At 41.2% G+C, this 16222-nt stretch carries 16 protein-coding genes; 13 read left to right on the top strand and 3 right to left on the bottom strand.

Translation table 11 applies throughout. The features are described from left to right. Positions 1-10 precede the first annotated feature (10 nt). Positions 11-706, top strand: a complete 696-nt coding sequence (gene cmk, locus DZC72_RS16725) for a (d)CMP kinase (RefSeq protein ID WP_125224073.1) — start codon at positions 11-13, stop codon at positions 704-706. A 47-nt stretch (positions 707-753) separates the two neighbouring features. Here cmk and DZC72_RS16730 read toward each other — a convergent pair whose 3' ends face one another. After that, on the bottom strand, positions 754-1134 hold the full coding sequence (locus tag DZC72_RS16730; RefSeq protein WP_125224074.1) for a LysM peptidoglycan-binding domain-containing protein: 381 nt from the start codon (positions 1132-1134) through the stop codon (positions 754-756). 266 nt (positions 1135-1400) lie between these two features. Between DZC72_RS16730 and rpsA the strand changes: the two genes are divergently transcribed. After that, positions 1401-3245: a 30S ribosomal protein S1 gene (gene rpsA, locus DZC72_RS16735; protein WP_125224075.1), complete on the top strand. Its 1845-nt coding sequence runs from the start codon at positions 1401-1403 to the stop codon at positions 3243-3245. A 107-nt stretch (positions 3246-3352) separates the two neighbouring features. Here rpsA and DZC72_RS16740 read toward each other — a convergent pair whose 3' ends face one another. Continuing rightward, a complete protein-coding gene (locus DZC72_RS16740; protein ID WP_165869343.1) occupies positions 3353-5887 on the bottom strand; it encodes a TonB-dependent receptor plug domain-containing protein in 2535 nt (844 codons plus the stop codon). A 393-nt stretch (positions 5888-6280) separates the two neighbouring features. Between DZC72_RS16740 and pyrR the strand changes: the two genes are divergently transcribed. From pyrR to ppk1, 8 genes are all read left to right on the top strand, one after another. Next, positions 6281-6820, top strand: a complete 540-nt coding sequence (pyrR, locus tag DZC72_RS16745) for a bifunctional pyr operon transcriptional regulator/uracil phosphoribosyltransferase PyrR (protein WP_125224077.1) — start codon at positions 6281-6283, stop codon at positions 6818-6820. Positions 6821-6825: 5 nt separating this feature from the next. Beyond that, positions 6826-7755, top strand: a complete 930-nt coding sequence (locus tag DZC72_RS16750; protein WP_125224078.1) for an aspartate carbamoyltransferase catalytic subunit — start codon at positions 6826-6828, stop codon at positions 7753-7755. Positions 7756-7760: 5 nt separating this feature from the next. Next, entirely contained in the window at positions 7761-8093 is a 333-nt protein-coding gene (locus tag DZC72_RS16755; RefSeq protein ID WP_125224079.1) for a ribonuclease Z, read from the top strand. After that, positions 8090-8998, top strand: coding sequence for a ribonuclease Z (locus DZC72_RS16760; protein ID WP_125224080.1), 909 nt, complete (start codon positions 8090-8092; stop codon positions 8996-8998). Before DZC72_RS16755 ends, DZC72_RS16760 begins: the two co-directional genes overlap by 4 nt. 51 nt (positions 8999-9049) lie before the next feature. Then, positions 9050-9550, top strand: a complete 501-nt coding sequence (locus DZC72_RS16765) for a hypothetical protein (RefSeq protein ID WP_125224081.1) — start codon at positions 9050-9052, stop codon at positions 9548-9550. A 100-nt stretch (positions 9551-9650) separates the two neighbouring features. Beyond that, positions 9651-10298, top strand: a complete 648-nt coding sequence (gene pdxH / locus DZC72_RS16770) for a pyridoxamine 5'-phosphate oxidase (RefSeq protein ID WP_125224082.1) — start codon at positions 9651-9653, stop codon at positions 10296-10298. A gap of 10 nt (positions 10299-10308) precedes the next feature. Beyond that, complete coding sequence (locus DZC72_RS16775; protein WP_125224083.1) at positions 10309-10794, top strand: SixA phosphatase family protein; 486 nt, start codon at positions 10309-10311, stop codon at positions 10792-10794. Then, positions 10794-12863: a polyphosphate kinase 1 gene (gene ppk1 / locus DZC72_RS16780; protein ID WP_125224107.1), complete on the top strand. Its 2070-nt coding sequence runs from the start codon at positions 10794-10796 to the stop codon at positions 12861-12863. The genes DZC72_RS16775 and ppk1 overlap by 1 nt, the downstream gene beginning before the upstream one ends. A 13-nt stretch (positions 12864-12876) precedes the next feature. Here the strand turns inward: ppk1 and miaE are convergent, their stop codons facing one another. Further along, positions 12877-13458, bottom strand: coding sequence for a tRNA-(ms[2]io[6]A)-hydroxylase (gene miaE, locus DZC72_RS16785; RefSeq protein ID WP_125224108.1), 582 nt, complete (start codon positions 13456-13458; stop codon positions 12877-12879). Between the two features lie 98 nt (positions 13459-13556). On the opposite strand from miaE, the gene DZC72_RS16790 reads away from it, so the two are divergent. The 3 genes from DZC72_RS16790 to eboC are packed head-to-tail and all read left to right on the top strand — an operon-like array spanning position 13557 to position 16221. Beyond that, on the top strand, positions 13557-14405 hold the full coding sequence (locus tag DZC72_RS16790; protein ID WP_125224084.1) for an EboA domain-containing protein: 849 nt from the start codon (positions 13557-13559) through the stop codon (positions 14403-14405). A 6-nt stretch (positions 14406-14411) separates the two neighbouring features. Beyond that, positions 14412-15320 carry a TatD family hydrolase gene (locus tag DZC72_RS16795; protein ID WP_099547013.1) on the top strand — a complete coding sequence of 303 codons (909 nt, stop codon included), beginning with the start codon at positions 14412-14414 and terminating at the stop codon, positions 15318-15320. Position 15321: 1 nt separating this feature from the next. Then, a complete protein-coding gene (gene eboC, locus DZC72_RS16800; RefSeq protein WP_125224085.1) occupies positions 15322-16221 on the top strand; it encodes a UbiA-like protein EboC in 900 nt (299 codons plus the stop codon). Position 16222 lies beyond the last annotated feature (1 nt).

The following is a 16222-nucleotide window of genomic DNA, read 5'->3' on the forward strand; positions in this document are numbered from 1 at the left end:
TATTTATAAAATGAATAAGATTACCATAGCTATAGATGGATTTTCTTCAACGGGTAAAAGCACCTTGGCGAAACAGCTGGCCAAAAAACTGGAATACGTGTATGTAGATACAGGGGCCATGTATAGGGCCGTAACCTTGTACGCCATGCAAAACGGCTTTGTGAATGAGGGCCATGTTGACACGAAAGGACTGCTAAATGATTTGGACAAGATTCAATTAAAATTCGTGTTCAATTCGGATATGGGCTTTGCTGAAATGTTTTTAAACGGTAAGAATGTGGAAAGGGAAATCCGCACCTTGGATGTTTCCAAAAATGTAAGTCAAGTTGCCGAAATTAAGGAAGTGAGGTCAAAATTGGTTTCCCTGCAGCAGGATATGGGTAAGGACAAGGGGGTGGTCATGGACGGTAGGGATATTGGGACCGTTGTTTTTCCCAATGCGGAACTCAAAATATTCATGACTGCCAGTCCGGAAAAAAGGGCGGTAAGGCGTTACAAGGAACTGTTGGATAGGGGCGAGGTTGTAAAGTATGAGGATATTCTGGAAAACGTTCAAAAAAGGGACTATATAGATTCCCATAGGGAAAACTCCCCCCTAACCAAGGCAAAGAATGCTATAGAGTTTGATAATAGCGATATGGGGCTAGAACAGCAATTTGAGCGTATCTATGAACATACGCTTAGGGTCATTGAAAAAAATAAATAAAAAAACCGTCGGATTTTCCGACGGTTTTTTTCTTCAAGGATACATCCTTATAAATTTGGGATAACCAATACCTGATCTGGATGTATTAGGTCCGGATTTTTCAAAATACCGGTATTGGCTTCGAAAATTTGCTTGTATTTCATGGGGTCCCCGTAGTAATGTTTAGCGATTTTACTAAGAGATTCTCCGCTTTTTACAGTATGCCTATGATAAACTGAATCGTCCTCAACGGTAATGTTCGCTTTTATATCGGAAGGACTTTCTCCACCTATTTCCTTGATTTTGTCCCAAATAATGTTTTTCTCATATTGGGTATTTGCCATTCCTTTTACCTTTAGGATATCACCTTCAACGGTTACATTTCCATCTTTGATACCAAGTTGTTCACCTAGGTCCAAAACGGGTTGATACTTTGCCTTTACGCTCATAATTTAATTCAATTTAACGGTTAATATTTATGCAGTGAAGGTAAGGATTATTGTGTAAAACCCTCCCATATTCAAAAAATTCTATTCCCGGTGGATTTGTTGAACTTCAACATATTGTGTGATAAGGAATTTAATTGTATTTTTGCACTCCTTTTTTCAGCAAGTGAATCAAGATAGAAAAAAGACTAAAAATAGATAAATAATAACTTTCATGACCATTGCTTAAATCTTGATTGGGTTATGAAATACAAATTTTAAATCAGCAAATGGCTGAAGAAAAAACAACAGCGGAAGTAGAAGAAACTACAGAAGCTACTACACAAGAAGCTGCACAGGAAACCCCTAAGCAGGACCCACAGGAGTTTTTGGAAAATTTCAACTGGGAAAAGTACGAGCAAGGAATCGAACGAGTAGATGATTCCAAGCTAAAGGAATTTGAAGAATTGGTTGCCGAAAATTTCGTGGATACTGCCGATGAGGAAGTAGTGGAAGGAACGGTAGTGTATTTGACAGATAGAGAGGCAATTATCGATATCAATGCCAAGTCTGAAGGCGTAATCTCCTTGAACGAGTTTCGTTACAACCCTAATTTAAAGGTTGGTGACAAGGTTGAGGTGTTGATCGATATCCGTGAGGACAAAAGCGGACAGTTAGTTTTGTCTCACAGAAAGGCACGTACCATCAAAGCTTGGGATAGGGTAAATGCAGCTCATGACAAGGAAGAAATCGTATCCGGTTTTGTTAAGTGCAGAACTAAAGGAGGTATGATTGTGGATGTATTCGGTATTGAGGCGTTCTTGCCAGGTTCACAAATAGACGTGAAGCCTATCAGGGACTACGATCAATACGTAAACAAAACAATGGAATTCAAAGTTGTTAAAATCAACCACGAGTTCAAAAACGTTGTTGTTTCGCACAAAGCACTTATTGAAGCGGACATCGAGGAACAGAAAAAAGAAATCATCAGCCAGTTAGAGAAAGGACAGGTATTGGAAGGCGTTGTTAAGAACATTACTTCCTACGGTGTCTTTATCGACCTTGGTGGTGTTGACGGACTTGTTCATATTACGGACCTTTCTTGGAGTAGGATCAACCACCCGAACGAGGTTGTTGAACTTGACCAGAAATTGAACGTTGTTATTCTTGATTTTGATGAGAATAAATCCAGAATCCAACTAGGTCTTAAGCAATTGGAAAAACATCCTTGGGAGGCCCTAAGTGATGAAATTAAGGTTGGCGATAAGGTTAAAGGTAAAGTGGTTGTTATTGCAGACTACGGCGCCTTTATAGAAGTTGTTGAAGGTGTTGAAGGTTTGATCCACGTTTCTGAAATGTCTTGGTCCACACACTTACGTTCCGCTCAGGATTTCGTAAAAGTTGGGGATGAGGTTGAGGCAGTTGTATTGACATTGGATAGGGAGGATCGTAAGATGTCCCTTGGTATCAAGCAATTGACGCCAGACCCTTGGACAGATATCACTTCTAAATATCCGGTAGGTTCCAGACATAAAGGTATCGTTCGTAATTTTACCAACTTTGGCGTTTTTGTTGAGTTGGAAGAAGGTATCGACGGTCTTATCTATATTTCCGATTTATCTTGGACCAAGAAAATCAAACATCCATCTGAGTTCACCAACGTAGGTGATACCTTAGAGGTAGAGGTGTTGGAATTGGATGTGGAAGGACGTAAGTTGAGTTTGGGTCACAAACAGACCACTGAAAATCCATGGGATAAATATGAGGAGGAGTTCGCTGTTGGAACCGTCCACAAAGCAACTATCGCCGATGTAGTGGACAAAGGTGCTACCATAGACTTTAATGAGGATATCACCGCCTTTATTCCACAGCGTCACCTTGAAAAGGAAGATGGTAAAAAACTAGGACGAGGCGATGAGGCTGAATTCAAGATCATTGAGTTCAATAAGGACTTCAAGCGAGTTGTAGCTAGTCATACCGCTATCTTCAGGGAAGAGGAACAACGCAATGTAAAAGCGGCAGCACAAAGACAGGCTGTTGCGGCAGATGAGGCAAAACCGACCCTTGGGGATGCCAACGATGCCTTGCAAGCGTTAAAGGATAAAATGGAAGCGGATTCCAAAAAGAAGAAGTAACTATTTTCTTTAGAATTTAAACTTTATAAAACCTTGACCATTTGGTCAAGGTTTTTTTTCACTCTCTTTTTTAGGTTAGCTAAATCTGTTACTTAAATAGGTTTTGGTTACTCATTGACCACCTCAATATCATAAAGTCCAGCCATGGGCCTTCCATCCTCTGTAATGCCTTCCACCCTTACCTGGAACATTCCGGTTTTGTCCCCTGTAAAGAAGTCCACACTGGATAGTCCTGCATTACTAAAGGTCAAATCAGGGTTCCAAAACAGTGTTGTACGATAATCAGGTTTTCTTGGGTCCCCTTCGTAATAGTCAGGGACATAGAATTCCCTCGTTTTATTAAAGCCAGGGACCATAAACGATACCACACCAGGGTATTGTTCCTGTGCGACTAACTCTTCATAGGATTTGTTCGTGTAAATGCCAATGACCCCGTTTGCTCCTCTGGATCCAAAAAAGGCGAGATCAGGCCCTTTGACCACATCTATAAATTCTATTTCTATTGCCCTTAATTGTTGAAGAAAGTCCACAGTTGAGGTAGTACCATTTACCAGAATCAAGGGATCTCCACCTGCGAAAATGGTATTCCTAGTACCCATTATTCTTATTTGTTGCATTGGATAAGAACCAGTTACATAAACTCCCGCAACTCTATTCAATAAATCTATGGCACTCATTGCTTCGTTCCCTAGTACATCTTCCCTGAAAAGCCGACTTGAAAATGGACCTGTGGTCATTCTGGCTGTAGGATTCGAATTGGTCGCCATTTGGTGTCTGGTCAACCTTTTGTCCTTATCGGTGACCGTTACCTCTTCCAATTGGGTCACACCGACCGGGTCGTACATATAGTCCGTAACCTTTCTTTGGTATTCTTCCTTGGCGTATTCCCTTAATAGTTGAATCGTGTTTTGGGCCTGTTGCCCCTTTGTGGTTGTGGCCACCCTTGGCCATTGTTCCTCTAGGGCAATGGAAAAATTACTTTTTTTCGAGTCCCATTTAGCAAGGGAATCATGTGCCTCTACTGTGGCCTCCAGGCTATCCGTAAAATAAAAGGGCCCAAAGGAGAATTGGCCTTTCTCAGTTGTTTTTTGCTTTGAATTGATCAGATCAACCCCGTACAAATTCAGGGTAACGGATGTCTCCTTTGGCCTATTCGGCAGATTGAACTTAGTGGTCTTTCCCCGTACCATGATACCTTTTTCCGGGGAAATTTTTGGCAACCGCGCCAAACTGTCCGAAAGCATGTCCTTCCAAACGAACCTTCGCCAACCCCGGGTAAGCATCAAGGCGTCCAACAAAAACTTACGGTGCTTGGAACCGTCCTCGAAGAAAAATTCGGGATCGGCTATCCTTCCCCCTAGATCCGAATTGAGGAGCAGCCAACTTTTAAATGAGTTGGCATGGCTTTGGTCAATGCCATTTTTGGAAACGACACCCACGGAGAAATCCCCTTTCAACGGGCTGCCGTCGGCATCGGTCAGTACCACGGCGAGATTCACCTTTTCCCTTTTCCCATAGACTTTGGCCGGAGCGGAGAAAGCCATTTGAGCATCGTTTTTTGGATCGTCTATAAATACCAAACGTTCCGCCAGCGGTTCCCCATTGGATGCAAACAAGGTAAAGTGCGCCACGCCATCTTTCAACTCACTCGTAAAAATCTTTGTGGCATAGGACGATTTATCCGAAGGCTCCCCGATTCTCTTGAAAATGAGATCGCCGCGCAGATGGCCTACCAAAAGAGTACCTTCCAAAGTACGGTCAGGGCTACTGGCCACTTGGACCAAGATGTGGTCCTCCCTGTTTTGGAGATTTAATAGATACCCGGAGGAAACCGACTCAGGCAATGGGTAGGCATATTCCTTGCAATCCACGGTAAAATTGGCGCGGTATTTTCTGCCTTCCCTTGGGATGAACCGAACCCTTCCCAAACCGAATTCATGGGACTCAAAGCTTGTTACTATTTCATCTTCGGAACTTATGATGTCACCTTTCAGGGCAACACCGTTTCCGTTATCGTCCAAAACCTCGATACCAATAGTTCCTGGAAGTTCTGAGACCAAATCGCCTCCCTCGGGATAAAACTTGATTTTTGGGATTCCGGAAACGGATTGAGGCGTAGTGGCCCCAAATCCTTCTAAGGACCTATATGGCATTGAGCCGTCCAAACTTGATCCTTGCTCCAGTTTTTGAACCAAAATGGGAATCCTTTTTTGGTATATCAAAGGTTCCTCCTCATTGAGCATATATTTAGTGTAGGTTCGTAAGGTGTAGGTTCCCTGGGGGATTTTCTCGTCTATTTGAATATCCCCTGCAACGCTCTTGTCATTCGCGAACAACTTTCGCTGGGCCACAACACTATCACGGTCATTTACCAGGTCAACGTAGATAACCTTGCTTTTACTTGAAACGTCGTGTGTTATCCCATCAAGAAGATAGGTCTTGAACCATATGGTATCGCCATTGGTGTAAACGTCCTTGTCCGTATGGAGGTAGGTTTTTTCCGGGGCTCGATTCTGCCTATAGTCAACGAGCCTGGTCTTTATTTTTTCCAGCAAAACATACTCTTGGGAAAGTTCCGAATAGGACTGGACCAAAAAAATGGTTAGGAGGCCTAAAACAATCGAAGGGACAATTTTTTTCATAATGCTTGAATTTGTTGTTTTTAATCGATCAAGCCTTGCTGCCCGATGATGTAGTTTTGCTAAAAAACCTTTGGGGGTCATCATCAATGGCCATGGCCTATTTCATAGTATTGGATGAGATTGACGATTAACAAATTATAAATTTATAGGATGTTTTATTTGCATTTTAACAAGATTTTTACTAAAAATATCAACTTTCTTATTTCCAACAGGCAGAAAGATTGATTGCCATTTTCATTTCACATAATCATTATCAAATTCAGGGTTTAGTATTTTTAGTTTCGCTTTTCTAGCTTAAAATGGGTCACCACGGAAAATTGAACAAAAATTGTTGTCTGACTATTTGAAGTTTATTCCCTATTTTTGTCGAGTTCAAAGCACGACTTACGAACTATGGGTCAAAAAGTCTTACTCTCTTCCAAGGAAATAAATATCATCCTACATCGTTTGGCCTGTCAACTGCTTGAAAATCACGAAGATTTTAAGGATACGGTACTCATTGGGATACAACCCAGGGGAATTTATGTTGCTGAAAGACTGGTTAAAATTCTATTGGAAGAGTATAAGGTGAAGCACATAGATTTAGGTTTTTTGGATATTACCTTTTATCGAGACGATTTTAGGAGGGGCGAAAAAACCTTGGAGGCGACCAAGACGAAAATCAATTTTTTGGTAGAGGATAAAAAAGTGGTTCTAATTGATGATGTGCTGTATACTGGCCGTAGTATCAATGCAGCGTTAACGGCCCTGCAATCCTTTGGAAGACCTAGGGAAGTTGAGCTCTTGACCCTAATTGATAGAAGGTTCAGCAGACATCTTCCCATACAGCCAAATTATAGGGGAAGACAGGTGGATGCCATAGACAACGAGAAGGTAAAAGTGATGTGGGAAGAAAATGACGGGGAGGATATAATTTATTTGATAAATAGGTAATACAAATGAGCGAACTGAGTGTAAATCACTTGTTGGGAATCAAATATTTGAAAGAATCGGATATTCAGCTCATTTTTGAAACAGCGGATCATTTTAAGGAGGTAATCAATCGGTCCATCAAAAAAGTTCCTTCACTTAGGGACATTACCATCGCCAATATTTTTTTTGAAAACAGCACCCGTACAAAGCTGTCCTTTGAACTGGCGGAAAAGCGACTTTCTGCCGATGTGCTCAACTTTTCAGCAAGTCAGTCCTCCGTTAAAAAGGGAGAAACCCTTATCGATACAGTAAACAATATTTTATCCATGAAAGTGGATATGGTAGTGATGAGGCATCCCAATCCCGGAGCAGGTATCTTTTTGGCCAAACATGTGAAGGCATCGATCATCAACGCTGGTGACGGTGCTCATGAGCATCCTACCCAGGCCTTGTTGGATTCCTTTTCTATTCGGGAGAAATTAGGGGATGTAGCAGGTAAAAACGTAGTTATCGTAGGAGATATTCTGCATTCAAGGGTTGCACTTTCCAATATTTTTGCGTTGAAACTTCAAGGGGCAAACGTGAAAGTTTGCGGTCCAAAAACATTGATTCCCAAGTATGTGGAATCCTTAGGAGTAGGAGTGGAGATGGATTTGAAAAAGGCGTTGGAATGGTGCGATGTAGCCAATATGTTGCGTATACAAAACGAACGTTTAGATATTAGCTATTTCCCAACTACAAGGGAGTACACCCAGCAGTTTGGGGTGAATAAAAGACTCTTGGATAGTTTGGACAAGGAAATCGTTATCATGCATCCCGGTCCCATCAATCGTGGCGTGGAAATAACAAGTGATGTGGCAGATTCCAAACAGTCCATTATACTCAATCAGGTAGAAAATGGTGTTGCCGTTCGTATGGCGGTAATTTATTTGTTAGCTTCAAAAATTAAACAATAGCACTTATGATTTTTGATAAGGACGGAACTACGACCATAATAGACCAGGAAAAAAAATCACTTTCCATCTTCTTAAAAAATTTGGAAGAGAAGTACACGGAAGTCAAGAATGACAACTTAATAATCAACCTGTTCACTTTTGATAAATTGACATCGGGGGATGTATTGGAGTTTTTGGAAATGTCCAATAAGCACCGAAAATCAGGAAAATCCTTCGTAATCGTTACGGATAAGGTTTCTTATGATGAGGTCCCCGATGAAATAATTGTCGCCCCTACCTTGCAAGAGGCGAAGGATATTATTGAAATGGAGGAAATTGAAAGGGATTTGGAGCTTTGAAATTGACCATATTAGGTTGTTATGCCGCTACGCCAAGAACATTGACCAACCCAACCTCACAGGTATTGGAGATCAAGAACCACATGTTTCTAATAGATTGTGGTGAAGGCACCCAGGTTCAGCTTCGCAGACACGGAATCAAGTTTTCAAGAATCAATCACATATTTATTTCCCACTTGCATGGAGACCATTTCTTTGGACTTCCGGGTTTGATTTCTACGTTCCGGTTATTGGGAAGGGAAAAGGAACTCAATATTTATGGCCCCAAAGGAATAAAGGAAGCCATTACCTTGTTGTTAAAACTTGGGGATTCCTGGACCAACTATCCCTTGCATTTTCATGAATTGACCTCAGTCGATAGTGAGGTTATTTTTGAGGATGCAAAAGTAACCGTACAAACAATACCCTTAGATCATAGGGTCTATACCAATGGATTTTTATTCAGGGAAAAAGAGAGGGAACGTACCTTGAACATTGAGGCCGTTCGGTTTTATGAAATCGACAAGGCATATTTCAACATCATTAAAAAGGGAAAGGATATTGTCACCGAAATGGGTGAGATCATTCCCAACAAGGAATTGACATTCGATCCACCCAAACCAACTTCCTATGCCTTCTGTAGCGATACGGCCTATAATCCTCATCTTGTTCCGTTAATAAAGGGTGTAGATTGTTTATACCATGAGGCTACTTTTTTGGAATCGGAAACAGATTTGGCAAAAAAAACAAAGCATAGTACGGCCAAACAAGCAGCAAAAATAGCAAAGGAAGCTTCCGTAGGTAAATTGATTTTGGGGCATTATTCCACCCGATACGCCTCCATTGAAGTTTTTAAGGAAGAGGCTTGCCAAGTTTTTGATCAGGTGGAATTGGCAGATGATGGCAAATCTTTCGAGTTTAATTAAAACAAGCACGCAACCAAAGGTTAATAGGAATATCTTCTTATAAATATTGTTATGAAGAATACCATTTTATTGACTTTTATATTTCTATTGTTTACATCGATTTCTTGTGAAAAAGCAGATGGAATAGCCTCTGAGTTACAAGGTAATGCTATTATCGGTACTTGGAACCGTATCGATGAAATACCTAGTGGCGGTATACGGGAGGATTATCGGTATTTCGATGTGGAGACTTTGCATACCTTCGAGTTGGATGGAACCTACACCTATAAAGTTAATTACTATGGTTTTAAGGATGAGAACCTAAATGAACTAATGGGGCAATCCGAGAATAAAGGAACATTTGAAGTTTACAACGATAGTGTTTTCATGAGGGTTTGTGAAAATACTTCTTGGGAAAAAGGATTTAAGCCGAAGCCTGAGACTATCCAATTAAATGGAGAGGCTTATGGGAATCGATTTATTATAAAGAAGGAAACATTGACTTTGTATTATATTTCATATCCTGCTGATGCACCAGTACAGACCCAAATGAGTTTTAAAAGGGTTGAATAGGTTAAAATTAATTGTTTAATAAGACCCCAAAGGTGATTAAAGCTTTTGGGGTCTTGTTATTTTTATTGATCTTTGAGTATCTTGTTTTTTAGATTAGAATATGCAGAAAGACCTAGGTAATTACAGGAAATCTTACGAGAAAAGTGCCTTAATGGAGGATTGTATCTCTGATAATCCCATGCAACTATTCAAGACATGGTTTCATGAGGTAGAGGCTTCAGAGGGTGTTGACGAGCCCAATGCCATGACCGTTTCCACGATTGGTCTGGATGGTTTTCCCAAAAGCCGGGTGGTATTGCTAAAGCGTTTCAACCATGAAGGCTTTATTTTCTATACAAATTATACCAGTGAAAAGGGAAGGGCCATTGCTGCAAACCCAAACATTTGTATTTCCTTTTTTTGGCCCAATATGGAGCGTCAGGTTATCATAAAGGGAAAAGCGGAAAAGGTTGCCGAGAATCTATCCGATGGATACTTTGAATCCCGACCAAAAGGGAGCCAATTAGGTGCCTTGGTATCCAACCAAAGCAGTGTTATCGCCTCTAGGGATGTCCTTGAACAGGAACTTAAAACACTTGAGGCTACCTACAAAAATAAGGAAGTGCCACGACCAAATCACTGGGGCGGTTATCTAGTGAAACCCATATCCATCGAGTTTTGGCAGGGAAGACCTAATCGTCTACACGACAGGATCCGCTTTACCTTGCAAGTGGATTGGGATTGGAAAATGGAACGTTTGGCACCTTAATCAGTAAAGAATGAAGAATCTACTTTTCATGCGCCATGGCAAATCATCATGGGACCTTGATGTTGAAGACCAAGACAGACCTCTGGCTCAAAGAGGAATAGATGATGCCCATTTGGTAGGAAGTAAACTATCAAAAGGTCAGATTAGACTAGACTTTACGTTTTCAAGTCCGGCAAACAGGGCCTTGCATACGGCCATGATATGTTTGAGAAACCTTAAATTTCCCATGGCCAAGTTTCAAATTGCTACGGACCTTTATGACTTTACGGGGAACCATGTCCTTGATTTTGTGAAAAAAATGGACAATTCATTAGGCACGGTCATGATTTTTGGACATAATCATGCCTTTACCCATTTGGTAAATTCCCTTGGAGATTCATATATTGAAAACGTTCCAACAAGTGGTTTTGTCCACATACGGTTCAAACAAGATTCTTGGGCAAGCATTTCCCAAGGCAAAACAGTAGAAACGATTTTTCCAAAGCACTTAAGATAATGGTGAAATTCAACAATCAGTACGTTAATAGAGAGATAAGTTGGTTATGGTTCAATGAACGCGTACTGCAGGAAAGTGCGGATAAGAATGTACCGCTCATTGAGCGTTTGCGTTTCTTAGGGATTTTTTCAAATAATTTGGACGAATTTTTTAAGGTACGATATGCCACGGTGAAAAGAATCGTTGAAGCTGGAAAGACCGGAAAGAGTGTTTTGGGAGGGGAAAAGGCTAAAGACCTTTTGGAAGAGATTACAGAAATCGTAATCCGTCAGCAGAGCAAAAGTTTGGTCATCCTAAAGCAAATAGAGGCAGAACTGGAGCGTGAAAACATCTTCATCATAAGGGAAACCGCCCTGAACAAAAATCAAAAGGAATTTGTTAAGGAATATTTTCTTCAAAATGTGAGCCCTCAGCTCATGACCATCATACTCAATGACTTAACACGGTTTCCTACCCTAAAGGACACTGCTGCCTATTTGGCGGTTAAAATGATAATCAAGGGTGCCAATGTAAAAAAGGAAAAACGTTTTGCCCTTATAGAGATTCCCAAAGGGATAGACCGTTTTGTGGTTTTGCCCAAAGAAGGTGATAAGAATTATATCATTATTCTGGATGATTTGATCAGATATTGTCTGAGCAATATTTTTACTATGTTCGAATATGAATCTATTTCCGCGCACATGATCAAGATAACCAGGGATGCAGAGTTGGATATGGATAATGACTTGAGCAAGAGTTTTATAGAAAAGATTTCCTTAAGTGTGGAACATAGAAAAATAAGCGACCCGGTTCGTTTTGTGTACGATAAAAGTATTGCCAAGGACACTTTGGCATTTCTTAAGGAGAAAATGCAGATTGAGGATACGGATAGTGTGATCCCAGGGGGGAGGTATCATAATAAAAGGGATTACATGGGGTTTCCAAGTTTGGACAGGAACGATTTATTATACGATAAAATAAGGCCACTGCCCGTAAAGGGACTTAGTATTGAAGGGAGTATTTTGGAGAGTATAACCCACAAGGATTATTTGCAGTACACCCCATATCATACATTTACCTATATCCTTAAGTTTTTGAGGGAAGCGGCCCTAGATCCAAAAGTGCGTACCATAAAGATAACGGTTTACCGTTTGGCCAATAACTCCCAAGTGGCGGCATCACTTATCAATGCTGTGAAAAACGGAAAACAGGTAACGGTCCAAATTGAACTACAGGCCAGGTTTGACGAGCAGGCCAACATTGAATATGCGGAGCAATTACAGGCCGAAGGTGTTAAATTAATATTTGGGGTGCCTGGTCTTAAAGTTCATAGTAAAATATGTTTGATTGAACGTGAAGAGGATGAGGGACTCAAACGATATGGATTTATAAGCACTGGTAACTTTAATGAATCGACCGCCAAAATATATACGGATTATACATTGTTTACTTCCCACCCGCCCATATTAAAGGAGTTGAACAAGGTCTTCGATTTCTTTGAGACGACCTACAAGATTAACAAGTATAAACATCTAATCGTATCGCCCCATTATACCAAAAAAGTATTTCACAAGCTCATAGAACAGGAAATCGCCAATGCCATTGTGGGCAAGGAAGCCTACATAAAAATAAAAATGAACAGCTTTACATCTTACGAAATGGTGGATAAACTGTATGAAGCAAGTAGGGCAGGGGTCAAGATTCAGTTAATCGTTAGGGGTATTTGCTGTTTGGTACCTGGAGTAAAGGGTATGAGCGAGAATATTGAGGCCATTAGTATCGTTGATAAGTTTTTGGAGCATACCCGACTTTTTGTCTTTGCCAATGCAGGCAATCCCAAGGTCTACATTTCCTCGGCAGATTGGATGACAAGAAACCTGGATTATCGCGTGGAAGTAGGCTGTCCCATATATGACGAGGACATCAAACAGGAATTGATGGATACCTTTGAAATCTGTTGGCGCGACAACTTAAAGGCAAGGGTCTTTTCCGAGAAACAGGACAATGCTTATAGAAGGTCTAGAACACCCAAACACCGTTCACAGTTTGAAACCTACGATTACTATGTGAAAAAGTTAAAGGAAAAGTAAACATCAACGAGGTTTACCCATGTACCTTTTCTGATTTGCTGAGATTTTTCATGATTTCAGCTTCATATTCCAATAAGGCCTGCCATTTTTGGTCTACCTCTTTTCTGTCGCCATATTTTCGGGCGAATTTTAGGAACATGGTATAATGCCCAGCTTCGCTGATCATGAGTTTGTGATAGAAATCGGCCAATTTTTTATCTGGAAGTTCCTCGGACAATAGTCTAAACCTTTCACAGCTTCTGGCCTCAATGAGGGCGGCATACAAAAGACGGTGTATCAATTGAGTGGTTCGGCTTCCACCTTTCGGAAAAAATTTGAGCAGTTCCAAAACATATACATCCTTTCTATCCCTTCCCAATTTTTGCCCACGTTCCAAAATTAGGTCGTGTACCATTTTAAAGTGTCCCATTTCTTCCCGGGATAACGCTACCATTTCTTCGACCAATTCCGTATATTCCGGAAAGGAAACAATTAAGGATATGGCCGTACTGGCGGCCTTTTGTTCGCAAAATGCATGGTCCGTCAAAATTTCATCAATATTTTTTTCAACGATATTAACCCATCTTGGATCGGTGGGCAACTTTAATCCTAACATCATTTTAACGCTTATTAACCTTGTTTGCGATGCAAAAATAAGGCTTTGTGGGTTTTAATAATTATTTTTGGGAAAGGAGAAATAAGAATATATAAATAATGCAGGTAAGCGAACGGATTAAGGAAGCGCTTGGGGCCCAAGCGGATCCAGTGTCATTGGAATGGCTGACTGAAAAAACACAAAAATTGGAAGCAGATAAATCCGTAAGGGACTTGTTCATGACGTACAGCCTCTTGGCTTCAAAATTTGACAAGAGCATTACATTAAAGGTCGCAAATGCCGATGAAGGGGCACTCGACTTTTTAACCTCCCGGAATGCAAACTTGTTGGAGGTGGCTAGAATTTACCTGCTTATGAAGGTATTGGAAATCGATACCGATTTCTACGGGTCCAAAGTGGCCAATATCATTCAGGTTGCGGATATTACGGAACTTGAGACGTTTCTTAAGTTCCTGGACCTTTTGCCTTATCCTGATATGTTCAAGTTTACGGCAGTAGAAGCCCTTAGAACAAATATATCGGTCATTTTTGATGCCATTACCTTGAACAACCCCTATCCGGCGAAGTACTTCAATGACCAGCAATGGAACCAGATGTATCTAAAGGCCGCGTTTATGGAGCGAGATCTTTCTAAAATACCCTCCGTAGATGAACGTGCCAATGTGGATCTAGCGAGGATCATTTCGGATTACGCCCACGAACGATGGGCGGCCTCCAGGAAGATAGACCCTATGTTCTGGCGCCCGGTCTCAGGGTTTCTGAATCCGGTTCTGCTAAAGGATATGGAACGCTTATTGGAAAGTGGAGACCTGATAGAAAATAGGGCGGGAGCCTTGTGCTGTTATCATTCCGATAGTGCAGAAGCCTTGGAAATCCTGCATCGCAAACCCGACTTGAAACAGCAGATAGAAGAAGGAACACTAACTTGGAATAACTTAAAGAATTAATAGAAAATGCAAGATAAATTGATGATTATCGACCCGCACGTACACATGTCTTCTAGAACAACAGATGATTATGAAGCCATGCAACAGGCTGGTGTTGTAGCTATAATAGAACCCTCGTTTTGGTTGGGACAACCCAGGACGCAGGTGGGTTCTTTTCAGGATTATTTCAGCAGTCTGGTAGGATGGGAGCCTTTTAGGGCAAGCCAGTTTGGTATAAAGCACTATTGTACTATTGGTTTAAATTCTAAAGAGGCCAACAATGAAGCTCTAGCGGAGCAGGTCGTTGAGCTACTTCCCCTGTACCTACATAAAGAAAACGTGGTGGCCATTGGGGAGATTGGCTACGATGACCAAACCCCTGCCGAGGACAAGTACTTTAGGATGCAGTTGGATCTGGCGAAGGAATTGGATATGACGGTTCAGGTACATACACCGCATAGGGATAAGAAAGCGGGTACCATCAAGAGCATGGAGGTATGTTTGGAACATGGATTGGACCCTGCCAATGTCATAATTGACCATAATAACGAGGAGACTGTTAAAGAGGTTCTGGATAGGGGCTTTATTGCTGCATTTACCATTTATCCCAAAACAAAAATGGGCAATGAACGCATGGTTGAAGTGGTACGCAAGTTTGGTAGCGACAATATTATTGTGGATAGCTCAGCCGATTGGGGTGTAAGTGACCCATTGGCCGTACCCAAAACAGCTTCCTTGATGCTGAAAAGAGGAATTTCACGTGAAGATGTTGTGAAGACCTGCTATCAAAACGCCTTGGACGCGTTCAGCAAAAACGGACGAATGAAGGAGGAACACTGGTTGAAGCCAAAAGGAATCGACCAATCACAACTTTTTAATGATAATAGCGTTTTAAGAGGGCAAACACCTCGGATAGATTCCGAACAAATCTCTTAGAATGATGAAAAAAATCATGGGTTTTGCCAGGTTGGCAAGACCTGCCAACCTACCTACCGCTGCAGCGGATATTTTTGGCGGTATTGCTTTGGCACTTTTTTCTACCAGTGTGGGAATTCCGGATTTTATTTCGGTGAATGGGCAGGGTATTTTGTCGCTTGTATTTGCATCGGTGTTCCTATACGCTGGTGGCGTGGTTTTCAATGATGTGTTTGATGCCAAACTGGATGCCGTTGAACGTCCGGAAAGACCTATACCTAGCGGAATCATTCCAAAGAATCAGGCCGTTATATGGGGTCTATTATTATTTATTTTTGGGCTTTCTCTGGCATTTTCGGTCAATACTTTAAGTGGAGTCCTGGCGGGAATATTGATTTTTTCCATAATAGGCTATGATGCATTGGCTAAAAAACATGCTTTTTTTGGGCCTTTGGTCATGGGTGTTTGTAGAGGACTGAACCTTTTATTGGGAATGTCCATTTTAGGGCAATTGGACCTGTGGTGGGTTTCTTTCGTACCCCTTATTTATATTTTCGCGATAACCCTGATTAGTAGGGGTGAGGTCCATGGCGATAACAAGGGCCATATTGCAATCGCTGGTTTATTGTATGCATTGGTACTGGCTTTTATCGCGGTTACCATTGCGCTGAAAACATCCCATATTTTGGTGTCCCTACCCTTTATTGCCTTGTTTGGGTTTATGGTTTTTAAACCGTTGTTGGACGCGTACAGGGAAAACTCACCAAAGAATATTAAAAGGGCGGTAATGGCCGGGGTTTTGTCCCTGATTGTTATGGATGCCTGTTGGACGACCGGTTTTTCCCAATGGTATTTAGGACTTCTGGTTTTATTACTTTTGCCTTTATCATTATTACTCTCAAGAATTTTTGCCGTTACCTAGT

Origin of the sequence: Maribacter algicola, from assembly GCF_003933245.1 — a bacterium.
GTDB lineage: Bacteria > Bacteroidota > Bacteroidia > Flavobacteriales > Flavobacteriaceae > Maribacter > Maribacter algicola.